We start from the raw sequence: 22,215 nt of genomic DNA, 5'->3' as shown, positions 1-22,215 counted from the left end.
TGAAGAGCGGAGCAAGAACTTCACGTCTGTGCTCTTGCGAAGCCTGACGCTGAAAGGGGAGTGATTGGCACCGGGGAGATGACCCGCTCATCTCCAGAGGGAAAACCATGGTTGCCCTCATACCGCTGCAGTGTCCTTCCGTCCCGCTAGATGTCGATCCGGCAGAGCCACACGCTGCGGCAATCGAGGCTGCCAATGAGACGGAAATGCCGCTTGTCAATCGGCTTGCCAGCGGGCCAATCCAGGCGTTGCAAAAGGTCATTCGCCAGGCCGAGCAGGCTGCAGATGCTCCGCCTGGCAAGGGGTCAATTGTTTCGGTTCGCCGCGATCTGGGCATAACGGGCGTCCTTTTCGCCGGCACGCACTCCGTACTCGACGGCCTGTTTACGACGTCTTAGTGCTCTATTTTCTTCTGGTCGCGGGCAACATATTCCTCCGACGGGTCGTCGAAATCCTGCCGACGTTCAGCAACAAGCGACAAACCGTCGATATCTCTCAGCAGGAGGACATATCGGGATATCTGCCAACGCTTACGGCTATGAATGCCGGGGTGGGCGTCACGACGGCGGCCGCGATGTATCTTTGCGGCTTGGGAGATCCTCTGTTGTGGGGCACCACGGCCTTCCTTCCGAATTACATTCCAATTTTGGGGCCGCTTTTCGGCGTCTGCATTTTCGTGCTGGTTGGAATGCTGAGCTTCGAGAGCGGCGGTGGTCCTTGCTGCTGCCGTTGCTCTACTTTGGCATTCACCTCGTCGAGGGCGAAACATTGACGCACCCGCCGCCTGCGCACCGCTTCACGCTGAACCCGGCGCTGATTATCCTGTCGCTGGTGTTCTGGATGTGGGGCGTGCTTGGTGCGATCTTGGCTGTGCCGATGCTGGCTATTCTGAAGATCGTTTGCGACAGGTTGCGCCCCCTTAAGGCGTCGGGGCATTTCCTCGAAGGGGAATAGTCAACGTCGGCTGGCGATTTCACTCCGGTGTCCCGGATCTCGACCTCGCGGCCCCTGCCGGAACGAACGCTGGCGGTGCGACTTGGTGAGGCGCGACCGGATGCATATCCCCCCAAAGCATCCGATGAAATGACGGCCTCAGTGCGCCCCCCCCACGCCCTGGGGCCGTTTCTTGGGACCGTCCTGCTAGTTGCGCTCTCTGAGCAGGGGCTTCTCATGCAAAACAGCACTCAGGAGCGAATTGTGGACCTCAATGTGTCCATTATAGCTGATGAGGCCCAGCCTGCGAAACTTGTTCATGAAATAGCTCACGCGAGATCGCGTGGTCCCGATCATCTCCGCCAATGTCTCCTGACTAATGTTCGCGCTGATCGGCTGCGGATTGCCCTCCTTGCCGAAATTCGCGAGCAGCAACAGCAGTCGAGCAAGTCGCCGCTCGCTCGAATTGAAGAGCTGGTCGATCAGATCCTCCTCAATCCGACTGTTCCGGGTCAGAAGATACGACATGAAGAGCTGTGAAAATTTCGGCTCGTCACGAATAGTCACCATCATCGCGCTCTTGGTGATCGACGTGATAACGCAATCTTCCATCGTTGTTGTCGTGGCGATTCGTAACGGATGACCATTCATGCATCCTTCACCAAAGAATTGGCCGGGCTCCAGAATTGCAACAACCGCCTCCTTACCCTGCTCAGATACGACCGTTAGCTTGACTTTGCCTTTTTGAATGTAAAACACCGAGTCTGCGACATCGCCTTGCTGGAACACATGCCGGTTCTTGGGAAGCTCGAGAATGGTTTTCCCCGCGCCCACTTTGGCGAGGAATTCTTTGGGGTCAAAGATGTCCTTGGTTGGCTTTGCCACGGGAGCCTCCTTTGGCTCACAAACTTGCCTGATCTCGGTTAACTGACACGTCCAGGCTTTTTGAAAGAGTGGCGAGTGTTGTTCTAGCCAGGTAATCACTTGCGGGGCTTGCCCCATTCTCAAACATTACCTGCTGATTTTCATCAGTTCTACAAAAAAGCCCGACCTTTTGACCGCGTCAGTTGGCTGCCTGCCGGGCGACATCGCCTGCGCTTCGCCAAGCGCATCGAACACAGGCTGCCGCTACTAGCCACTCACCGGATCAGTTGCGACCGCCATGATGTGAGCGTGAGCGGAGTTGATATGTCAAAATGTACGGATATCGAAACCGGAAGGCCCTGCGTAACCTGCGGATGCTCGCCTCAACTCAACCCTGAGATCGGGAGAGCGAGGCAGCTCGCGACTCCGAGTTCGATAGACGTCTTATCGAGGTGGTTCACCGTCATGTCGCCTTCGCACTGTTGGCTGTTTAGGTATCAGCCATTCCTTCATGTCTGCGGCGACGCGAAGCTGTGCGGCGCTTCTGATGGCTTTGCATCGCATCGAGCCGGGCGGCAACTTCTCTGCCTGTGCCGAAGCCACAGAGGCCCGGGCAGCCCAATCGTGACGATCGAGATCATACGGCGGTGATTCTGTCATTTCATCCTTGTTACTTTGGTTCTCAAGCCGCTGCGATCGTGAATCGGAATAGGATGGACGCACGTTCGAATTCGGTGCTCACGGGTGCCAACGATGGTGCGGTGATGTGGCAGTATGCCGGCCTGGCGGCCCAGCGCGCTGGTCAATATTGCTCAATCTCGTGCCGTCTTATTTGTACATCGAGGCTCGTTATTCGAACCTTTGATCCCCATGTCTATCTAGTCTGACGGTCGGGATGACCGGAGATGGGCCGAGACTCCGAACGAAAGCGCCCAGCATGTTTAAATCTCAGCAATACCGCGCAAAGGCAGCCGAGTACGACGAAATCATTAAGGGTTCGACCGACCGGGATGAGATCCTTGGATTTCAAGAGCTGCAGGACCGATTTGTCTCGCTCGCCGATAACGAGCAGGGACTGGCGGATGAGTATGACAAGGCAGTGCACGCGGCGGAACAGGACCGATCGCACGGCAAAACCCTTGCGACCGAAGAAGAACTTATTCTGCGGTGTCTTGGCGCAGCCGTCATCATGCAATGGAAAGCCTTGCCGACAACGCTGCAACGGGAGATCTTCGACGCCGCCGGGTCGATCGGCAAGTTGCTGGAGACAGCGGCGCTCCGCGGCCAAATCGCGCGATTTCTTCACAACCACAAGGATGACGCCGGTCGCGGCAAATTGCCTCTCGCAGAAGAAATGCCTGCCGATGCGAGATCGTGCACTTTGGCTCTGTCACGATGGGACAACGAGGGAGGCGCAGTTCGCGACGGGCTGCCGATCTAACCGGACGCCCATAACAGGAGGTTTCCATGTCACTTACACAGTTTCGGGTCGATGACGGACCACATACCATGGACGGGTTGCGGCTTCTTGCTCAGGATGGACGTGAACAGATCGAGGCGTTCATGGGCCGGAAGGTGATGGACGTTTGGGCGGAGTCTGTCGAGCATCGCGGAGGACGACAAAGTCTGTTTCGCGATCAATACAACGCCCTTGGCAGGCTGAACCTTGCCGCACTTCAGCGGATTGTGAGCGCGAAATATCAGCGAGGCCCTGCATTCAACCGCCAACATCCCTTTATCGAGATACTATTCTCTGACATTACGGAAACCGACGAGGCTCTAAATTTAAGTCAACTCGTGCGAGAGGCGTTGCCGCCAGCATTTTATAGGCTGGCCTGAGATCTACACCACGAGAGTGCTGCCGACCGGAGTGAGATATGCGTTCGGCAGCAAGATCTTATAAGAATGACCTGCACTTGGCGTCAATTAGGCTCAGGAAGCCAATCCGCATGACATCGATGCGGACAAACAGAGTTCGGTCGTGGCGGCAAGATCCTGGAGGATCATACGGTGTTTACTCCCAGTACATTCCAGTCAGAGTGTGCCCAGAGCGATCCAGACGGCCTCGTCGGTAGCAAGGTCACTTAAGTCTTACCGGGCACCGCTTCAGCCTCGATAGCCGCAACAAGCTCGGGTGCAAGGTGTGCGGACAAACGCTGAATGATGTTCAGCAGTTGCAAGATTTCTTGCTCACGCAAGGCGTCAATCTTGTTGTGCAGCAGTTCGATCTCGAGTTCGGCCTTCACATTTATTCGATAGTCGTGTTCTGCGTGCCTGCGATCAATCTCGGATTGACGGTTCTGACTCATCATGATGATGGGCGCTGCGTAAGCGGCTTGGAAAGAAAGAACCAAGTTGAGCAAGATGAAGGGATAAGGGTCCCAATGGTTGATGAATGCTATCATGTTCAGCATGATCCAAATGCCAAGTAGCACGCTTTGGATGACGATGAAGCGCCAAGAACCAACTGTTTCAGCAACCCGGTCGGCAAGCATCGCGCCTGGCGTCAGTGCGAGCTTGGGTACGTTGCGGGCTGGCTTTTGCGCCCGAAGTTCTCGCAACCGCTCTTGGTCTTCGGGACTTAGATGCACTTTGTGGCTTTGCTCATTGCTCATTGTTGCATCCACTGTTCAGAGGGCCTGCGATACAAAGAGCTTGCTAATCGCACGGTTCGGACGAAGTTCGGCTTCGCCATGTAGCACTGCAATCCATCCGGTCGGGTAGGCGGGTTGATTCACCCCTCGCGGGTGTCGCCCGTCGGGCAGCGGAGGGATTGTGGCCTGTGCCGAATGGCAATGTAGTCCGGGCGACCAGAAGCGTACAGCTCAGCTTTAGGGGTCAAATTCCAAGCCGCTCCTTCGGCGGCCGCTGCGAGGCACCTGGGAAATGGCCCGACCCGCCCACAGCCCCTCCCACCGAGCAAGCTTGGAAGGCAACCTGGCGCGTCCAATCAGTCGACATCGCATCGACCGCTGCAATGGCGCCATCAGGGTAACATTCGCAGATGCGGCAATACGTAGGGCAATTTTGCATGCCGAATGACAGTCAATCTCGGCCAATTTCGAGGTAAATCCGTGCCAGGCTCCCGATCACGGCGCCTAGGCGCCACGGCGGTGGAACTCGCGGGCGCGGTGGCCGTTGCTTGGCCGCACAGCAGTAGCGAGGAGAGCCGTGAACCGACGCCAGCTTGTTCAAGGGACGGCGTTGCTGCCGACGTTGCTCCTCGCTTCGCGGAGCGGTTTGGCCGCCGCCGGCCCGCCGGACGGCGCGTTCAGCCCGTCCATCGTGAGGGACCTCGCCCGCACGTTGGCGGGCAAACCCTACGAGGCGCCGGACGAGAAGCTGCCGGGCGGGTTGAAGGACCTCGACTATGATCAGTACCGCTCGATCCGCTTCCTGCCCGAGCGTGCCCTTTGGCGGGGCAAGAATTTGCCTTTCGAAGCGCAGCTCTTCCACCGCGGCTTCTTCTACAAGAACCGGGTGAAAATCTTCGAGGTCGCGGACGAAAAAGCCACCGAAATCAAATACCGCAAGGAGAACTTTTCCTTCGGCGAGAAGGTGCCGGCGTTCGAGGAGACCGATCTCGGGTTTGCCGGCTTCCGCATCCACGCGCCGATGAACCGCGCCGACTATTTCGACGAGGTCTGCGTTTTCCTTGGCGCGAGCTATTTCCGCGCCGTCGCCAAGGGGCAGACATACGGGCTTTCCGCACGGGGCCTTTCGATCGATACGGGCGAACCCAAGGGCGAGGAATTCCCGCTTTTCAAGTCCTTCTGGCTCGAGCGGCCGGCGCCCGGAGCGACCTCGCTGGTGATCCACGCTCTGCTCGACAGCAAAAGCTGCGCGGCAAGCTACCGATTCACCGTACGGCCAGGGGACACGACGGTGTTCGACGTCGAGATGTCGGTCTACCCGCGGGTCGAGATGCAGCGGGCTGGGCTCGCGCCCATGACCAGCATGTTCTTCTACGGTCCGAACGACCGCAACGACATCGACGATTTCCGCCCATCCGTCCACGATTCCGACGGACTCGCGATCTTCAACGGCAAGGGCGAAAGCCTTTGGCGCCCTCTTAGCAATCCCCGTGACCTCCAGATCAGCACCTTCCGGGATCTCAATCCGCGCGGGTTCGGCTTGATGCAGCGGGAGAGAAATTTCTTCGCCTATCAGGACATCGAATCTAGTTTCGAGAAGCGCCCCAGTCTCTGGATGGAGCCGATCGGAGACTGGGGCGAGGGCGGGGTTGTGCTGTTCGAGATCCCGACCAAGGAGGAGGTTCACGACAACATCGCCGCTTTCTGGCGGCCCAAAAGTTCGCTGCAGGCCAAGGGCGAACACAACTACACCTATCGGCTGCATTGGGGTCCGGACAGTCCGAAGCCGCACTCGCTTGCTCGCTTCACGCGCAGCGGCATAGGGGCGATGGGCGAAGACTCCCGCCTCTTTGTGCTCGACCTGATTGGAGGCAATTTCAAGGGCATTGATCCGGCAGGCGTCAAAGGCGTGGTGACGGCGGAAAAGTCGGAGGTGAAGAACATCGTCACGCAGCCCAACCCCTACACCGGGGGCTGGCGGCTGAGCTTCCAGTGCCAGGTCAAGGGCGAGCCCATCGAGCTGCGCGCCTTTCTGACCGAAGGCGACAAGCAGTTGTCCGAAGTCTGGGTCTACCGATGGGCACCTTGAGCACGGCCCCGCGACCGCTCGCCGGCGATATCGCGACCCAACGCCTGCTACCGCGCGAGTCCCCCCTTCCCATGGCTCCCGGCGATCTCGGAAGGGCTCGGGCGCCTGACCGCATGCCTGCGCCGACCGCCGCTACGATGGCTCTGCGTCGCGGCCTCATCCTCCTCTCGACGGCCGCACTCACGGGGGCAGGCGGGTATGTGATGTATCGCGTCCTGGAGGTCGGGGGCGTCACCGTCCTCGAAGCCATGGTGCTGGCCCTATTCCTCGTCCTGCTCGCCTGGGTCGCCTTTTCGTTCGCGTCGGCGGTGGCCGGTTTTTTTGTGCTGCTGGCCCATCACCCAGAAGGGGAAGACCTCGGGCCTGGTGTGCAATTGCCTGCGATCGCAAGCCGCACGGCCATGCTGCTTCCCACCTACAACGAGGACCCGCACCGATTGACCGCCCGGCTTCGAGCGATCATCGAGTCCTTGGAGGCGACGACGCATGGAGAGCTGTTCGACTGGTTCGTTCTGAGCGACAGCACTGATCCGGATATCTGGGTCGCCGAAGAAAAAACGCTGCTGGCGTTGCGACAGGCCGTCGGAACAACGCGGCTGTATTATCGCCACCGGGCCGACAACAGGGAGCGCAAGGCCGGCAACATCTCCGAGTGGATCACCCGGTTCGGCGCCGTCTACGATTTCATGATCGTGCTCGACGCCGACAGTCTCATGAGCGGGGATACCATTGTCCGGTTGGTCCATGCCATGGAGACCAACCCCACCGCCGGGCTGGTCCAGACGCTTCCCATGATCGTCAACGCGCGAAGCCTGTTCAGCCGCGTCCAGCAATTCGCCGGCCGCCTGTACGGTCCGCTGATCGCCGCCGGCGTCGCCTGGTGGCACGGCTCGGAAGGCAACTACTGGGGACACAACGCGATCATCAGAGTGAAGGCGTTTGCCGAAGCGGCCGCGTTGCCCCAGCTCCGAGGACGGAAGCCATTCGGCGGGCACATCCTGAGCCACGACTTCGTCGAGGCCGCGCTGATGCGGCGGGCCGGGTGGGGCATCTACATGCTGCCGAGGCTCGGCGGAAGCTACGAAGAGGTGCCGCCTTCGCTGCTCGATTTCGCCGCGCGCGACCGCCGCTGGTGCCAAGGCAATCTTCAGCACCTGGCCGTGGTCCCCGCGCGCGGCCTCCATTGGGTCTCGCGCATGCATTTCATGGTAGGCATCGGGGCCTATCTGACGGCGCCGCTGTGGCTGCTTTTCCTCCTGCTGGGAATGCTGATCTCGCTGCAGGCACGCTTCGTGCGTCCGGAGTATTTCCCCAAAGGCTTCTCGTTGTTTCCGACCTGGCCGGCCCAGGATCCCGTGCTGGCCATCTGGGTGTTCGTCGCCACCATGGGCCTATTGTTGTTGCCGAAGCTGCTCAGCCTGGTCCTCGTCTGGACGCGGCGATCGGCGCACAGGCAATTCGGCGGCGGGCTTCGTACCGCGATCGGGGTTCTGGCCGAGGTTGTCGTGTCGGCGCTGATGGCGCCCGTGATGATGATCTTCCAGTCGATCGCGGTCGTAGAGATTCTGGCCGGCCGCGACGCGGGCTGGCAGACACAAAGGCGCGACGACGGCACGGTGCAGCGCCGGGAGCTTTATCGGAAGTACGGCGTCCCGACCTTGTGCGGCGTTGTGATGGCCGCAAGCGCCTACGCCGTTTCGCTGCCGCTTCTGCTCTGGATGTCGCCGGTCATCGTAGGGCTTCTGTTCGCCGTTCCCATAGGCGCCCTGAGTGCCAAACCCGCGCCCGGAAAATTGTTCTCCACGCCGGAAGATCGAGAACCGCCATCGGTCTTGCGTCGAGCGAACGAATTGAGCGCGTCCGCGGACGAAGGGATCAAACCGGCCTTGGCCGAGTTGCGCCAAGACGCCGCGCTCCTGGCCTTCCACCTCGCGCAGTTGCCACCTCCGCGCGCCGTCCGGCCCGACACGATCGACGCAAATCTGGCGGTCGGCCGCGCCAAGGTCGACGCGAGCGATAGTCTCGAGCAGGCGGCTGCCCATTTGTCGTCTCGAGAGATCTTTTCGATCCTGAATGATGGTCCCACGTTGTCGGCGGCGATGCAGAAGGGATGAACAGCTGGCATCGTGAAGAGCGTGCCTTTCTCTGCGGAGGCCCTTCTCGGCGGAAGCGGCCCGATGTTCACCAAGTCGGGAAAAATCGGCAATCATCCTGCCGCACTTCCGGAACCTTGCCACCACCGGCGGGTTCTCGCAGGCCGCTTCCTGCGGTCAGGAGATTTCCATGAAGAAGCTGATGCTGACCTGCGCGGCCGCCGCGCTGATTTCGACCGGCGCGATCGCGCAGTCTACGGTCGTCACAACGACCACCGGCACCGGTCATGGCTCCGCCGTGCAGATCGAGCCGGAATACCGCACGAAGATCCGCACCTACGTCACCGAACACAAGGTCCGCCCCGTGCAGACCCGCGAGAAGATCGTGGTCGGCCAGCCCGTGCCGCGCGAGGTCGAGCTCGAGGCGGTGCCCGCCGACTGGGTCCCGCACTCACGAAGTACCGCTATGTCTACTCGGGCGAGCGCGTGATGCTGGTCGACCCGTCGACCCGCACGGTCGTCCAGGAGATCGACTGAGTCCTTGGCGGGTCGCTGAAGTCAGCGGCCCGCCACGCCGATCCGGCCCGCCCAAAATCTCACCCCCTTTCACGAGCGGCCAGTTCATGCCGATCATTCGTTATTTCGTCTTCGTGGGCGGTCTGCTGCTGGCCCTGCTCTTCGCTGCAGATCGGTACCTGCCCGCTCCCATCGAAGCTGCCGCCGCGGCGGATCCCGACAGAACCACCATCCGGATCAGATCGGCGATAAGCCTTCCGGAGAAGATCGTGTTTAACACGCGTCCGCGTACGGACGTGCCCCAGGTCGCGCAGGCGGATCCCATCCCTGAAGAACCGCAGGAGCAGGTTCGCCAAGCCCTGGCCGCAATGCCTGCAGCACCTTCTGCCGAGATCAAGCACGAGCCGTCTGCTCGCGTCTCCGCGGGGGCCGGTCCGCGTCCGAAGCGCTCGGCCCAGCTTTCGAGAAGAGCATCCGAGCGACGGCTTGCCTTCGACCGGCACGACCCATTTGCCGGCGGATGGTGATGACCGGAAGTTCTACGTCGTTGCCCTACGCAAAAAGGCCGCGCTTCCGAATCGCGGCCTTCGTTGTGCGGTCGGACCGATCTCACCAGTGATGATGACGATGCCAGCGGTGCCGAACGACCGGATAGGATCCGCCGTAATAGGCGTAGGCAGGACGCACGACGCGGCGATAGCGATAACCGTAGGAGACCGGCGCCGTGTAGTAGGTCGTGGTGTATCCGCCGCCCCAGCGATACGGTTCGTCGTACCCGTAAGGGCCACCGTAATAGCCGGCCCGGTGGTAGCTGGGCCCGCCGTAATAGCCATACCCCGGCCCCCAGGCGTAGGCCGAGGAGGCAAGCCCGCCGATGACCGCGCCCGCGACCAGGCCACCTGCGAGGCCCGGTCCCCAGCCGCCCCAACCTCCTCGCCAATGGGCTTCGGCGGGAGATGTCGTGGCTACCGAGGCGAGACCAAGAGCGCCGACCATCAGCGCCGACATTGCACTTCTCTTCATCGAAAATCCTTTCACGTTGCTGGCGCCCCGGCATCAACGGGAAAAACAGGCAATGGTTTCCGCTGGCCCCGGCGGCGAGCGGGCAATGAATCGCGCAGCGCGGGGCAGCGTTGCCCGAAGAAATCGAGCTGGAAACAACGCACCTGCGTTCGACGGGTTCGCGATCAATGTTGCGCCGCGACATTCTTCCGGGAGCGCTCGGCGTCTTCACCAGTGAAGCTCAGTTAACAATGTTGAGTGGCAGTAGCGTGCGTTTGCGGTAAACTATCTCTCTTTCCTTGGGGCGTCCCATGTTCGATCCAGCAACTACGGCGCTTTTGCGCGCCGTGTTCGACGAGGTTTGCGAAGACGTTCCGCGCCTTCAAAACGGAGCTCGCACCCACGTCGCTTCAAAAATACTTGAAGCGGCGGCGAAGGGCGAGACAGCGCCGGAGAGCCTGAAGCAGGTGGGACGCGAAGCGCTCCACGACGCTCCCACCACGTGGCGATAGCGGAGGGCGAGGGTGAACTTCCAGGTCACAGTGCTGAAGATCCTGGTGAGTTATCCCGATGGATTCGCCGTCATGGCGGATCTCAAGCGTGACATGGCGATCCTTGCGACTAGCGGCCGCGACTGGTCCGAGCGGACTAAGCGCCTCGCCGCCCGCGTCCCCAATCTCGATATCTTCTCGCAGGCGCTGGTCGAACGCCTGAACGGAGGATGGCGGATCACGGAGAGGGGCAGGACGGTACTCGACTTCATGGAAGCCAGGTCTTCAGAACCGCAAACCTCACCGGACGCTCCGGTCGAGCAGCTCTCGTTCGCTGAGCCGGCGCCGAGGCTTCTCCTCTCCATAAGGGTCGGCCGAAACCAGCGCCTGCGGCGCCGCCGCGCAGCACGTGCGCGAGCGCGCGCCATGGCATCCTGAACCACCTCTCGTCCAGAACCGGGAAAAACCGGAAACTTTCAGCGGTGCCTCGAGTTGGCAGCGATTGGGTTCGTCTCCGGAGAGTGAGCATGGTTGACGATGTTGTCTTGAAGAGCGCCGCGGAGACGGCATGGACGGTGTACCGGGCGCGGCATCCCGAGGTCGGCGCTCGCGACAGCCGGCGCTGCTTGCTCGAGCGCCACCTGCACAGGAGATGGGAAGAGCGCGAGAGCGACACCGAAGAACTCGCGAGCTTCGGCATCGCCTACCTGCACCGTCTTCCTAGAGACGAATGTTGACGAGCATGAAAATGCTCGTCGTGCGCGCAGCCCGCGGAAGCACAAGGCCAAGTTGGACGCTGCTCGCGATATCGTTTCTGATCTCCGGGGCTGTCGTGATCGGCCTGCGGCTCGTCGTTGGCGCCTGACCGATGCGGATCGCCCAGCTTTCCCCGTTGGCCGAGAGCGTTCCTCCGAAGCTCTATGGTGGCACAGAGCGGGTGATCGCCTGGCTGGTGGACGAGCTCGTCCAACTCGGACACGACGTCACCCTCTTCGCAAGCGGAGATTCGAGAACGAAAGGAAAGCTTCATGCCGTTTGGCCGCGCGCGCTGCGCCTGGGGCGGCGGGGCGTCGATCCGAACGCCGCCTGCGCGCTCCTCATCGAGGCGATCGCCGAGCGCGCCCGCGACTTCGACGTCATCCACTCCCATGTCGACTGGTTGCCGCTGCCGGTCCTGAGACGCACGGGAGTGCCGTTTCTGACGACCATGCACGGACGCCTCGACCTTCCCGGCCTGGCGGACGTGATCGGCGCTTTTCCGGAGGCCCCCTTCGTCTCCATCTCCGACAACCAGCGCCGTCCGCTTCCGGATGCGAATTGGATCGCGACGATTCCCCATGGGCTTCCCAAGGACCAGTTTCGACCGTCGTTCGAAAGCGGTTCGTATCTGGCGTTTCTCGGACGACTCACGGCGGAAAAGGGGCCGGAAGATGCGATACGCATCGCACGTGCCGTCGGGATGCCGCTGCGGATAGCGGCCAAGATACCCCGGGCGGAGACGGCGTACTTCAAGAAGAAGCTGGAGCCTGAGATCGACGGCAAGGAGATCAAACTCGTCGGCGAGGTGGATGAAGCCCGCAAGGAGCCCTTCCTCGCGGGGGCCGCCGCGCTCCTGTTTCCTATCGATTGGCCGGAGCCGTTCGGCCTCGTCATGATCGAAGCGATGGCTTGCGGCACGCCCGTGATCGCGTACCGCTCCGGATCGGTGCCGGAAGTGGTCGAGGACGGCGTCACCGGCTTCATAGTCGATGGCGAGGAGCAGGCGATCGAGGCGGTGGGGAAAGCGGGCCGGCTGGATCGGAGCAGGATCCGCGCCCGCTTCGAGGAGCGCTTTGCAGCCAACCGTATGGCCCGGCGCTACGAAGACAGTTATCGCGAGCTGGTCGCTCGCGGAGGCTGTCGCGCCTGACGCATCCGAGCGGACGAAGCGTTTTTCGGGATCGAGGCCTCCATCCGGAGGCGCCTTTTTTCGATGCGAGCAGACGAAAGAAAAACAGCCCGTCCGGAGATGCCGGACGGGCCGTGGCTGGTTGAAGCGCCGAGCGGTTACTGCTCGGTGCAGACCTTGGTGGTCTTCACGGCGGACTCGGCCTCAGTTTTGGTCTTGTAGACGCCGTTGCCGACGACCGTCGTCGTGGTCGTCGTCGGCTTGGTGTCGACCACGGTGCACTTCTTGGTGGTCGCGTCGCGGACGATGTAGAATTCGGCAGCGCTGGCGGCCTGGGTGCCGAGGGCGAAAGCGGCGAGCGCGCCGCACACGATCAGTTTCTTCATGATGTCCTCCTCAGTGTTGGTAGTCACTGCAAACGAGGATGCGTCATGCATGTTCCGGTTGTTCCCAGCCACGAAGCCGTCGTGCCATTTCGGTACAGCAGCATTTCTTGCACCGTTCGGAATAAATCGAGAGCAGATTGCCAAATTGTCCCGAAACGGAACCGTGCCTGCCGCCGCGGGTTGACCGGCGTCCGCATTTAGGAGGTTTCAGAGATGAACAAGCGTTTATTCTTGGCCACGACCGCTGCCGTCGCGATCGCGACTTCGGCTTTCGCTCAGTCTTCGCCGAACTCGTCGAGCTCAAGTCCGACTTCCACTTCCACCCAGCGTCAGCAGGATTCCTCGACGCCGTCGTCTTCGACTTCGGCCCCGGCGAACAACCCTTCGTCGGGATCCGCGCAGACCAGTCCTTCGACGAATTCCGCCCAGACGCAATCTCCGTCATCGACGGGGCAGACCGCTGCAGGCCAGTCGTCCAATTCGGGCGCGGCTACCAACACCACTCAAGCGCCCTCGAACAACTCCACCAACCAAGCCCAGACCAATCAGCCGTCCAACCAGACAACGGCGCCTTCCAGCCAGCAGCAGACCAATCCTCCTTCGAACTCAAACAACCAGACGCAGAGCGCCAACCCACCAGCCTCAACCACCAACCAGGCCCAATCGCCGTCGGGTAGCGGATCGGCAAACACCGCCCAGCAGCCCAACAATCAGCAGAGCACGGCAGATCGTTCGTCGAACACCAATGTGAACGCGTCGGTGAACATCAACGACCAGCAGCGGACCCGCATCAGCGCGTCGATTTCGCACCTGAACGTGCAGCCGCTCACCAACGTGACCTTCTCCCTCTCGGTGGGCACGGTCGTGCCTCGCGACGTCCGTCTGCAGCCGCTGCCGGCCGAGGTCGTCGAGGTCATCCCGCAGTATCGCGGTTACAACTTCGTCCTGGTCAAGGATGAGATCGTCATCGTCGAACCGTCGACCTACAAGATCGTAACGGTGCTGCCGTACTCCGGCCGCTCGACGGCCGCTGCGCCGGCGAGGACCGAGCAGCGCAAGGCGGCGTTCAGCGATCGTGAACGCGAGATGATCCGGAAGCACGCCAAGGCTCGCCCTATCGAGCGCGAGCGGCAGACCACCGGCAGCACTGTGCGCACCGAGATCCGCAGGGGGGAGCGCCTGCCGGAAGGCGTGGAAGTCGAGACTTTCCCCGAGGAGGTTTACCGCGAGGCGCCGAGCCTGCGGGAGTACCGGTACATCAACCGGGATAGCCACACCTACATCGTCGATCCAGGGGAACGCCGCGTCATCGAAGAGATCGATTGATCTTGTCACACCGAGGAGAACGAACATGAGAACTATTGCTCTCGGAGCGTTTGTCGCCACCGCCATGCTGGCGTCCGCGGCCTCGGCGGCGCCGCTCAACCCAAGCCCGGTCGGATCCATGGAGCTGGCAAACATCGATCAGGTCCGCCTGGTCTGCAGCGAGTACGGCCGCTGCTACCGGACCCGTGGCCCACGATACGTGCAGCGCTACTACGGCGGCGACGACGGCTACGTGGTGCGCAGAAGCTACGGCTCCTACGGCGGTCCGGGCTACTACGACCGCAGCTACGGCTATTACGGCGGGGGGCCGAGCATCGGCTTCAGCTTCGGCACCGGCCGCTGGTAACTGGAAAAGGGCCGCTCTCCGAGCGGCCCTTTCGACGTCGGCTTCGGTTTCCGCGTTCATAGATGCCTGCTAATGCGAGGCTTCTAGTTCAAGGGCTAATTGTTGCGCGGCTAAAGCCGATCCCGGCTCGAACGAGAGCGCTGAATCTAGGCGCTTATCGTCAAGATTGAGACCCCGTGGAAACTGCTAAGCGCCCCTTACTGCTTTAGTCCTGACGGCCGAAGGCCCCAGCTCTGGGGGGCTAGGGGGCTTTGAGCTGGGGCCAGTTCGGCGTCGCCCCTTGGGGCAGGGGCATCGGGAAAACTTGGTACTCGCGCAGTCGTTCCTCTGAGCGCAACGAAGTTTTTGGACCGGCGGCCCGGCGGGCAGAGGTCGCGTCCGCGCGCTCGCTGCCTTTCAAGATTCGCCGCAGCCGGAGAACAGCACCGTCGGAGGCGTGGCGCGCTGCGGCGGAAGGGACCGCGCGCTTGCGGCGCCTGGCCTGCTCTTGACATCGTACCGCTGGGCAAGGTCGAGCAGCCTCCGCCTGGTGAATGGATCGGCCGCCTCCGCAAGATCGCGCGCCCGTTTCGCAAAGCCCCTGTAGAACTCCTCCATGACGCACCCAGCAACATCACCAGAAGCGCGATCTCAATAGCTTGCGCGACGCACGTCAAGCCTTGATTGATGCGCTTGCGCAGACGTTGAGAGCGGGACTAAGGTTGGGACGGCAGGGGAAGTCCGATGGCAGTCCTTTATCCGATCCGGAAGACGTGCCCGGCGTGCGGCAAGGAGATGGTGGCCGTGCCTGATGACGTTGTCGCCGGCCGGTTACGCTACGTGTGCACTGTTTGCGATCAAGACCCATTCCACAACACGACGGCTCGCAATTGGGCCGACAGCCCGCTGAGGCCTCCGGAAAAGTAATCGTAGTTCGCAGCGGCCGAGAGGCGGGACCCGGAGTGCCTAGGAGTCCGGGCTCCGCCTCGGCACGCTATGCCGAAGTGCCCGACGCAGGTCAATCCTAGATCCAGTCGTTGGGTTCGCTTTGACCCACCTCAACTTCCGGAGAGCGCCCTAGGTAGTCATCCGCAATTTCGCCGGCAGCGGGCAAGGTGCATGGTGGGATCATGCAGCGCCAGATCCTGTTCAACTGTCCGCGCACGCGAATGAACGTCCAGCTTTCCCTGGACGACGAAGCGCCTGAGTGCAGAAAACCTGAAGATACCTACGTTTCGGTGCCATGCCCGGCCTGCATGTCGTTGCACATCGTCAACAGCACGACGGGCAAGATGTTCGGCGATCTCGCCGCGATGCACCATTGATTGCCGCTCTCGGCGACTACCCTCTGCGAGATAGTAAAACAGAAATGCCGCCTCTCCCGATGGAGACTTGCGTCGGCTTGGCGCGTTCGCGCCAGAGAGACGGGGCGGCAATGCCAGTCTCCTCTGCGCAGTCAGGTTTCTGCGCAGTCAGGTTTTTGGGGGCGGCTGCGGTGTCGGCGAGGGTTGGGGAGCGGTGGGTTGAGGATTTGGCTGCTGCAGAGGCGTGCCGGGAAGCGGATCGCCACCGTGCGGAATGCAAGTCCCGATGTTGCTCAGTAGCCGTTTGGCTTGGATGTCGCGTGCCTTGGAATAATCCCGACGTCGCTCGAAATTGAGTGCCGCCGATCTATCCCAAGCCTCGAATGCGTCCGCGTAATGCCTCCGCATCTGCTCCTCGGCGGATAGGCAATCCGCGAATTTCTCGAACACCAGATCGGTGTTGACCGGCGTCACGCCGGCGACCAGAACGACAAGCATCCATTTCATGTAGGACCGCACTCGCTTTCCAGGCCAATCTGGCGGTCCCGGTATCAGCCGCCGCCGTCTCCAATTCGGCTTTACCTCTTAAGACTCCTATTCTCGATCTTGTTCCCGAGATCCCGAGCGGCGGCGGGAACGGCGATCCCCAACGGGTGGTTTAAGTTTCCATGAACAGGCTGTCCCCGCTGGGCTGGAGCACCGTCTCCCGGCTGTTGCCCGGTACTGCATCACCATCTGCATCCTGGTCGTTTGCGCAGTGCTGCAGATGGCGCTCCGGATGCAGACCGGGGCGCCCGGCGACTTCCTGCTGCTGCCTGGGATATTCCTCTCGGGCCTGATCTTCAACCGCGGGTCCGGCGTCCTAGCCGCCGTCATCGCCGTGGCCGTGAGCGCCTATGTCGCTTATCCCGGGAGCTCCGGCTTCAACTATCTGGTGACGAACGCGCTGTTCGCGATCACCGCGGCAGGCACGGCCGTCGTCGCCGAATTTCAACGCTCCGAACTCCGACGCGTCGTGCTGGCGGACAAGAACAAGGCCGTGCTGCTGCAGGAGATGGCGCACCGGACCAAGAACAACCTTGCGATCCTCGGCGGGATGATGAGGTTGGAGGCAAGGCACGGCAGCCCGGAAGTCGCGGCGGCCATGGAAGCGACCGCACGCCGGCTGCAGGTGATGGCCAAAGTCTACGACCATCTGTCGTTCAAGGAGGACTCGGGCTCCGTGAACATGCGCTACTTCCTGAACGATGTCGTCGAGAAGGTTTTTCAATCCTTGGCTCCGTCGGCGCCGATCGCCTTCCAGGTGGTCTGCGACGAAGTTTACCATCCGCACAACGAGGCGCTCGCGATCGGCATCATTGCCAAGGAGCTCGGCACGAACTCGCTGAAATACGCATTCCCGGACGACAGGCCCGGTCACGTGACGGTGGCCTTCGCAGGCGGCGCCGGCATGGAGTTGTCGGTCTTCGACAACGGAAGAGGTCTTCCTGACGCGACCGCCCCTGGCGGATTGGGCTCACGGATCGTGCAGCTTCTCACGCAGCAGCTCGAGGGTGAAATCGCATATGAACGCCTAGACCCAGGCCTGCTCGCTCGATTGTCAGCGTCCCGGTCCTAAGTGGCGGGCCCGGTTCCAATGTACACTTTTGACCATTTCGGGGAACGAATCGCTGGGGTTGCAATTAGCTGCTCGGGGACGGCGGGTCGGGGGCGATCATGCCTAGAGAGTGCGAAGTGGCGGGACGAGAGTATCAGAACCGGCAGGCGGCCACCCTGCTCAGGTTTGCGAAGGCGACGACCGATCCGAAGGTCGCCGCCCGCTTGGTTGAAAAGGCGGCAGACCTGAAGGAGCGGGCCGAGGCGGCCCGGGACGAAGCAGACGACGGTGCACCCGAGGCCTCCGGCGGCTGAATCCTTTCGTGTTGCTGGCGGCAAAGGAATCCTCCGAATGACCGATACTGTTCGCATTCTGGTCGCGGAGGACGAATTGGTCCTTCAGGAATTCGCGAAGAGGCACTTTCGGAAGGGGGATTCGAAGTCCAGATCGCGCGATCGGGCGACGAGGCGTTCTCCCTGTTCAGGGATAATCCGCAGAATTACCGTGCATTTTTGACGGACATCGGCATCGGCGCGGGGCTGAACGGCTGGGCGCTCGCTCGGAGGGTCCGTGAGGTCGATCCGGATTTTCCGATCGTCTACATGACGGGCAGTCACGCCGAGGACTGGAACGCGCACGGCGTACCGAACAGCGTTCTGATAGAGAAGAGCTCCGCGGGCCACATCGAGCAGCTCCAAGCGTTGGCCGCCGAGAAGGGCATGCGGCTGGACCTTGACGGCCTGCACAATACGCGTCGAAATGGGAAAGCGTCATTGCGTGGGATGGCCTGTTGCTCGACGGATGGTCACCGCTCCTCCAAACGAGGATGGCCAAGACATTGCGTACCTTGCATTTTATGGCAGGCAGCCTGAGGTTCGCGCGAATAGCCACGGTGACAAGCTACGGGTTTGCCTGCTGCTGCGAGTGGGCGCAATCTACCAAATCGCGAGAATTGGATGACCGCGGTCAACTTCGTACCTCGGAGTTGATCGGTGCGCGTGCACATTTGGCGAGCATTCAGGGGAACGGAGCCGCCTAGGTCCTCCAGCGACGCGCCTAAATGGATCGCGGCAGGTTCGACTCAAAATACGCCGACAACATCACAAACCCTGCACTTATTTCGATGCTGCTAACGGATTTTCCTCCCCGCCAACGAGGGGGCCGAACAAGTCCCACTGGGCGCCGTTGAACCGCATCATCTGTAGTTGCTCAATCGGAAAAAAGTCAGTCGGCGATGTCCTTATACGGACGCCAGGAATGTAACCGCCGATTTCGAGGTTGAGGTCGGAGGCGGTCTTCATGATGTTCAGGCGGCTCAGATCGTCGCCACAACGTTTGATGACTTCAACAAGCGCTGTGCCCATATTATACGCGATTAGCGGGCCGCTCTCAGTTCGGTCGACCTCGGGATAGTATTTATCCAGGAAACTTCGAAAACTCCGCATGCCAGGCTGTCGGGCCCACTGGGCGTCCGTCACATCCATCTGATAGCCAGCGCTCAGAATACCATTAGAGTTCTGTAAACCGGCGGGCCTTAGTACCGCGCCGATCGATACGGATACATTCGTGAGGATGTGTATTGGCCGCCAATTGAGTTCGCCCAATTTCCGGATGACCTGGGCAGCATATTTGGGCGTCGCAACGTTGATGAAAACGTCCGGCGCGCTTGACTTGATCGCGACGACTTGAGAATCCACGGTCGGCGTGCCGACCTCGTAATGTGCAGCTGCGATCACCATTTTGGAAAACCTATCCTTGAAGACGTCTTCAAGTCCGCGAAGGTACTCCCTTCCAAAATCGTCATTCTGGTAGATAATCCCGATACGGGCATTTGGATGATTGGATAAGATATAGTTCGCGTAGACGCCCGCCTCCGCACGGTAAGTTGGCTGCCAGCCCATGGTCCAAGGAAATTGCCCGGGGTCGCCCCAGCGTGAGGCGCCAGATATTACAAATAGCTGCGGGACACGCTTGTTATTCATGTAGCGCTGTATGGCGGCGTTGCTTGCGGTGCCGAACGGCGCGAAGATAGCAAGAACCTCATCGTCTTCCACCAAGCGTCGCGCCTGCTCCATGGTTTTTGACGGGCTGTAGGCGTCATCGTAGGAAATGAAATTGATGCGACGGCCATTAATGCCGCCGTTGTCATTCACCATTTGAAAGAAGGCCTTCATCGTCCTTCCAATGATCCCATAAGCGGACGCGGGCCCGCTGTAGGGCATGATATTGCCTATCCTTATCTCGAAGTCACTCGCGCCGGCGTCGTATTGCTTTTCAGCATTCGCGCATCTCGTGGCAGCCATCAGTACGACAAGAGCGATGAATGAGATCCAATATTGCTTCGGTGCCAGCATCCGCTCACTCCTAAACAGTTTCAATTTGAAGGAGAGGACCCGGCTGAAACGGGCAGGGTGAAGCGAAAGATCGCCCCACGTCCTTCTCCGCCACTCTCCGCGGTGATCCGACCGCCGTGAGATTCGACAATGGACCTGCAGATTGCCAACCCCATGCCCATTCCATTGTCTTTGGTCGTGAAGAAGCTATCGAACAGGCGATCGAGATGCGCGGACTTGATCCCGGGTCCATTATCTTCAAATACGCAGCAGAATTCGTCCGGGCTCGGGCATCCGGACGTGATGATTATCCGACGAGACCGGGTTCCGGCACCTTCCATGGCCTGCATCGCGTTCATCGCAAGATTGACGATGACCTGTTGCAGCTGTGTTCGGTCACAGAGCGCGCGTATTGACGACGCATTCTTATGGAACGTCATAGTAACACCCTGCATCTGGCTTTCATGCTGCAGAAATAGCAGCGCCTCTGCGATGGCTTCGTCCACAAGTACTAGCGATCTGGCTGTTGATTGGCCGGCGGCCATCGCGCGAACTCGTGCAACAATGTTAGCGGCCCTTTGGGAGCTGGCCAAAATTGTCCCGATCGATGACCGCACCTCGTCCAGGGCCGGTTGAGGCCGGTCGAGCCACCGCAGGCCGGCGCTCCCAGAGGTCGATATTACGGCGAGCGGCTGATTGATCTCATGAGCAATGGAAGCGGTTAACTCGCCAAGCATCGAGACGCGCGCCGCATGCGCAAAGTCCGCCTGCAGCTTCCGCAAAGAGTCCTGCGCGCGGATACGCTCCGAGATGTCGATTGTCCCGACCAAGCTCATTTCATAGTCGTGGACCCTGCCAACCCGGGCGGTGATAAAGAGGACGTCGATCACCCGACCGTCCCAGGTGACCATCTTGGTTTCCTCCTCGAAGCTGGGCTCGCCGCGAAAACGCGACTCCATTGCGCGTCGGAACGTATCGGGACGGGCCTCCCAGGTGCGGACCAGAGAGACGGGTGAGCTTTCGCCGGCATTACCGCCGAACATCTGGATTGCGTGCTCGTTTGCCTCGCGAAAGGTGAGGGCTTCCATGCACGTCTGGAGGAATCCGGGATTTGCCTCGAAATAGAGGCCGAGATCGGTGACGCCGTCCTGGCGCAATTGCCGGAAGATTTGAACGAGTTTGGTGGCATCGAGTTGCCGAAGGGCGATCGGCATGCGCGAGAAAAGCTGCCGATAACGTTGTTCGCTCTTGACGAGTTCTACATGAGCGCGCTTTTGCTCGCTAATGTCCATTACCACGCCGACAAACTCCGGGGGGCTGTCCGGGTTCGTCATTGGATGGGCTTTCAACCTTAGGAATTTAACCGTTCCGTCCGGCATCAGCAGCCGATGTTCCAGAGAGAAGCCGTTCCCGCTTTCCTGCGCGTCGGTGACGGCGGCGCGGACTGCGTTGAGGTCATCAGGGTGGATCCGTTGGAAGACGAAGTCCATCGTGGGCGTCGACAGCGACGGCAGTTCGAATATTCGGAATGTTTCTGCAGACCATACGAGATGATTGGTCGCGATGTTCCAGCCAAAGCTGCCAGTCTTACTAAGCTTTTGAGCTTCGGCAATGTAGGCGGCTTGGCTCTGGAGTGCGGCCTTCTCAGCTGCACGACGCTGCGTAACGTCGGTATTGCATGCAATTGTACCGGATGTATCTGGCTGCTCGTGTCGGCTCGACCAGCGGCTTAGTACGAGAATCCTCGCGCCGCTGCGAGTGGTATGGACCAGTTCGCCCTCCCACCGTCCTGTCAGGGCGAGCGTCTGCCTTAGATTGTGGAGGGGTTCTGGGAATTCAGTTTTCAAGAGGAGATGTTCGACTTTGCCGATGGCCTCCTCGCGCCGCCAGCCGTAGAGCGCTTCAGCGCCCCGATTCCAGTACGTAATGACCTCTTCCGTGTCGCGGACAATAACGGCGTCCGTAGTGAGGTCGAGCAACCGAGCTTGCTCGAGATGCTTTGAATCCAGGGTCTGGATACGCCAGATCAGGCTGGAGACGAACAGCGAGCTGATCAGAAATGTGGCAAGAAGCACCGCATGCTGGGGATTGCCCACACGAAAGCTGAAGGCAGGATCCACAATGAAGTAGCTGAGGCAAAGATACGCCACCACTAAGAATGCAAAGGACGTCAAGAAGCCGGCGCGATAGCTCAGAATGGCTATGACGACGAGAAGTGCAAAGGCCGCTGTCGCATGATCGAAACCTAACCGAACACAGAACAGCAAAATAAGCGCCAGTACGACTGCGGCGCAGACCAAAGAGAGAAACCGAGACCTTCGCTTCGTGCTCCAGCGATGAGCAAGAACGGGATGCGTGAAGCCATTTGAAAGCTTCTGGAAGAACTGCCTGAGCTCGAGTCCCAGACGAAAACCCGGTTTCGATGCCTCTCGGAGTTCAGTGCTCATGGCTCAGCCATACAGGCTGTGTCGATG

General features: G+C 60.6%; 27 protein-coding genes. 19 read left to right on the top strand and 8 right to left on the bottom strand.

Annotation, left to right across the window (positions count from 1 at the left end; genetic code table 11):
* The first annotated feature begins 107 nt into the window (after positions 1–107).
* From AC1RQP_RS37140 to AC1RQP_RS37130, 3 genes are read left to right on the top strand one after another with little or no spacing between them, the layout of a single operon-like run.
* Complete coding sequence (locus AC1RQP_RS37140; RefSeq protein WP_492942372.1) at positions 108–398, top strand: hypothetical protein; 291 nt, start codon at positions 108–110, stop codon at positions 396–398.
* Complete coding sequence (locus AC1RQP_RS37135; protein ID WP_492942370.1) at positions 398–772, top strand: AI-2E family transporter; 375 nt, start codon at positions 398–400, stop codon at positions 770–772. Before AC1RQP_RS37140 ends, AC1RQP_RS37135 begins: the two co-directional genes overlap by 1 nt.
* The gene (locus AC1RQP_RS37130; RefSeq protein WP_492942580.1) at positions 718–954 is read left to right on the top strand and encodes a hypothetical protein; all 237 of its coding nucleotides are present in this window, start codon (positions 718–720) and stop codon (positions 952–954) included. The genes AC1RQP_RS37135 and AC1RQP_RS37130 overlap by 55 nt, the downstream gene beginning before the upstream one ends.
* Before the next feature lie 186 nt (positions 955–1,140).
* Here AC1RQP_RS37130 and AC1RQP_RS37125 read toward each other — a convergent pair whose 3' ends face one another.
* Positions 1,141–1,818 (bottom strand): Crp/Fnr family transcriptional regulator, encoded by a 678-nt coding sequence (locus AC1RQP_RS37125; protein ID WP_492942368.1) that lies wholly within the window; start codon positions 1,816–1,818, stop codon positions 1,141–1,143.
* A 916-nt stretch (positions 1,819–2,734) separates the two neighbouring features.
* Between AC1RQP_RS37125 and AC1RQP_RS37120 the strand changes: the two genes are divergently transcribed.
* Together AC1RQP_RS37120 and AC1RQP_RS37115 are read left to right on the top strand one after the other, a co-directional pair.
* Entirely contained in the window at positions 2,735–3,238 is a 504-nt protein-coding gene (locus tag AC1RQP_RS37120; RefSeq protein ID WP_492942366.1) for a hypothetical protein, read from the top strand.
* A gap of 26 nt (positions 3,239–3,264) precedes the next feature.
* Positions 3,265–3,636: a signal transduction histidine kinase gene (locus tag AC1RQP_RS37115; protein WP_492942364.1), complete on the top strand. Its 372-nt coding sequence runs from the start codon at positions 3,265–3,267 to the stop codon at positions 3,634–3,636.
* Positions 3,637–3,881: 245 nt separating this feature from the next.
* Here the strand turns inward: AC1RQP_RS37115 and AC1RQP_RS37110 are convergent, their stop codons facing one another.
* Positions 3,882–4,412 carry a DUF1003 domain-containing protein gene (locus AC1RQP_RS37110; RefSeq protein WP_492942362.1) on the bottom strand — a complete coding sequence of 177 codons (531 nt, stop codon included), beginning with the start codon at positions 4,410–4,412 and terminating at the stop codon, positions 3,882–3,884.
* Positions 4,413–4,968: 556 nt separating this feature from the next.
* Here AC1RQP_RS37110 and AC1RQP_RS37105 point away from each other — a divergent pair.
* The 4 genes from AC1RQP_RS37105 (at position 4,969) to AC1RQP_RS37090 (ending at position 9,616) form a co-directional block, all read left to right on the top strand.
* A complete protein-coding gene (locus AC1RQP_RS37105) occupies positions 4,969–6,480 on the top strand; it encodes a glucan biosynthesis protein G (protein ID WP_492942360.1) in 1,512 nt (503 codons plus the stop codon).
* Positions 6,468–8,594, top strand: coding sequence for a glucans biosynthesis glucosyltransferase MdoH (gene mdoH / locus AC1RQP_RS37100; RefSeq protein ID WP_492942358.1), 2,127 nt, complete (start codon positions 6,468–6,470; stop codon positions 8,592–8,594). The genes AC1RQP_RS37105 and mdoH overlap by 13 nt, the downstream gene beginning before the upstream one ends.
* 169 nt (positions 8,595–8,763) lie before the next feature.
* The gene (locus AC1RQP_RS37095; RefSeq protein WP_492942356.1) at positions 8,764–9,063 is read left to right on the top strand and encodes a DUF1236 domain-containing protein; all 300 of its coding nucleotides are present in this window, start codon (positions 8,764–8,766) and stop codon (positions 9,061–9,063) included.
* 133 nt (positions 9,064–9,196) lie between these two features.
* Positions 9,197–9,616, top strand: a complete 420-nt coding sequence (locus AC1RQP_RS37090) for a hypothetical protein (protein ID WP_492942354.1) — start codon at positions 9,197–9,199, stop codon at positions 9,614–9,616.
* An 82-nt stretch (positions 9,617–9,698) separates the two neighbouring features.
* On the opposite strand, the gene AC1RQP_RS37085 is transcribed toward AC1RQP_RS37090, so the two are convergent.
* Positions 9,699–10,112 (bottom strand): hypothetical protein, encoded by a 414-nt coding sequence (locus tag AC1RQP_RS37085; RefSeq protein WP_492942352.1) that lies wholly within the window; start codon positions 10,110–10,112, stop codon positions 9,699–9,701.
* 290 nt (positions 10,113–10,402) lie between these two features.
* Here AC1RQP_RS37085 and AC1RQP_RS37080 point away from each other — a divergent pair, with 290 nt between their 5' ends.
* The 4 genes from AC1RQP_RS37080 (at position 10,403) to AC1RQP_RS37065 (ending at position 12,491) form a co-directional block, all read left to right on the top strand.
* Positions 10,403–10,603, top strand: coding sequence for a hypothetical protein (locus tag AC1RQP_RS37080; protein WP_492942350.1), 201 nt, complete (start codon positions 10,403–10,405; stop codon positions 10,601–10,603).
* A 12-nt stretch (positions 10,604–10,615) separates the two neighbouring features.
* Complete coding sequence (locus tag AC1RQP_RS37075) at positions 10,616–11,020, top strand: hypothetical protein (RefSeq protein WP_492942348.1); 405 nt, start codon at positions 10,616–10,618, stop codon at positions 11,018–11,020.
* 89 nt (positions 11,021–11,109) lie between these two features.
* On the top strand, positions 11,110–11,319 hold the full coding sequence (locus AC1RQP_RS37070; RefSeq protein ID WP_492942346.1) for a hypothetical protein: 210 nt from the start codon (positions 11,110–11,112) through the stop codon (positions 11,317–11,319).
* A 131-nt stretch (positions 11,320–11,450) separates the two neighbouring features.
* Complete coding sequence (locus AC1RQP_RS37065; protein ID WP_492942344.1) at positions 11,451–12,491, top strand: glycosyltransferase family 4 protein; 1,041 nt, start codon at positions 11,451–11,453, stop codon at positions 12,489–12,491.
* A gap of 137 nt (positions 12,492–12,628) precedes the next feature.
* On the opposite strand, the gene AC1RQP_RS37060 is transcribed toward AC1RQP_RS37065, so the two are convergent.
* Positions 12,629–12,856: a hypothetical protein gene (locus AC1RQP_RS37060; protein WP_124162174.1), complete on the bottom strand. Its 228-nt coding sequence runs from the start codon at positions 12,854–12,856 to the stop codon at positions 12,629–12,631.
* Between the two features lie 213 nt (positions 12,857–13,069).
* On the opposite strand from AC1RQP_RS37060, the gene AC1RQP_RS37055 reads away from it, so the two are divergent.
* Positions 13,070–14,182 carry a DUF1236 domain-containing protein gene (locus AC1RQP_RS37055; RefSeq protein ID WP_492942342.1) on the top strand — a complete coding sequence of 371 codons (1,113 nt, stop codon included), beginning with the start codon at positions 13,070–13,072 and terminating at the stop codon, positions 14,180–14,182.
* A 25-nt stretch (positions 14,183–14,207) separates the two neighbouring features.
* Positions 14,208–14,528, top strand: a complete 321-nt coding sequence (locus AC1RQP_RS37050; protein WP_492942340.1) for a hypothetical protein — start codon at positions 14,208–14,210, stop codon at positions 14,526–14,528.
* Positions 14,529–14,924: 396 nt separating this feature from the next.
* Here AC1RQP_RS37050 and AC1RQP_RS37045 read toward each other — a convergent pair whose 3' ends face one another.
* Entirely contained in the window at positions 14,925–15,125 is a 201-nt protein-coding gene (locus AC1RQP_RS37045; protein ID WP_492942338.1) for a hypothetical protein, read from the bottom strand.
* Positions 15,126–15,637: 512 nt separating this feature from the next.
* Here AC1RQP_RS37045 and AC1RQP_RS37040 point away from each other — a divergent pair.
* A complete protein-coding gene (locus tag AC1RQP_RS37040) occupies positions 15,638–15,832 on the top strand; it encodes a hypothetical protein (RefSeq protein ID WP_492942336.1) in 195 nt (64 codons plus the stop codon).
* Positions 15,833–15,979: 147 nt separating this feature from the next.
* On the opposite strand, the gene AC1RQP_RS37035 is transcribed toward AC1RQP_RS37040, so the two are convergent.
* On the bottom strand, positions 15,980–16,318 hold the full coding sequence (locus AC1RQP_RS37035; protein WP_492942335.1) for a hypothetical protein: 339 nt from the start codon (positions 16,316–16,318) through the stop codon (positions 15,980–15,982).
* Between the two features lie 259 nt (positions 16,319–16,577).
* Here AC1RQP_RS37035 and AC1RQP_RS37030 point away from each other — a divergent pair, with 259 nt between their 5' ends.
* The 3 genes from AC1RQP_RS37030 to AC1RQP_RS37020 all read left to right on the top strand — a co-directional run bounded on the left by AC1RQP_RS37030 (position 16,578) and on the right by AC1RQP_RS37020 (position 18,280).
* Positions 16,578–17,429 (top strand): sensor histidine kinase, encoded by an 852-nt coding sequence (locus AC1RQP_RS37030; RefSeq protein WP_492942333.1) that lies wholly within the window; start codon positions 16,578–16,580, stop codon positions 17,427–17,429.
* A 116-nt stretch (positions 17,430–17,545) separates the two neighbouring features.
* The gene (locus AC1RQP_RS37025) at positions 17,546–17,722 is read left to right on the top strand and encodes a hypothetical protein (protein ID WP_492942332.1); all 177 of its coding nucleotides are present in this window, start codon (positions 17,546–17,548) and stop codon (positions 17,720–17,722) included.
* 198 nt (positions 17,723–17,920) lie between these two features.
* Positions 17,921–18,280 (top strand): response regulator, encoded by a 360-nt coding sequence (locus tag AC1RQP_RS37020; protein ID WP_492942331.1) that lies wholly within the window; start codon positions 17,921–17,923, stop codon positions 18,278–18,280.
* 243 nt (positions 18,281–18,523) lie between these two features.
* Here the strand turns inward: AC1RQP_RS37020 and AC1RQP_RS37015 are convergent, their stop codons facing one another.
* Positions 18,524–19,762, bottom strand: coding sequence for an ABC transporter substrate-binding protein (locus AC1RQP_RS37015; RefSeq protein WP_492942329.1), 1,239 nt, complete (start codon positions 19,760–19,762; stop codon positions 18,524–18,526).
* A 20-nt stretch (positions 19,763–19,782) separates the two neighbouring features.
* Positions 19,783–22,188 (bottom strand): PAS domain S-box protein, encoded by a 2,406-nt coding sequence (locus AC1RQP_RS37010; protein WP_492942328.1) that lies wholly within the window; start codon positions 22,186–22,188, stop codon positions 19,783–19,785.
* Between the last annotated feature and the right edge of the window lie 27 nt (positions 22,189–22,215).

This window comes from Bradyrhizobium sp. GW821-FHT13H06 (genome assembly GCF_058803975.1).
This window is presented reverse-complemented; position numbering and strand designations above follow the sequence as displayed.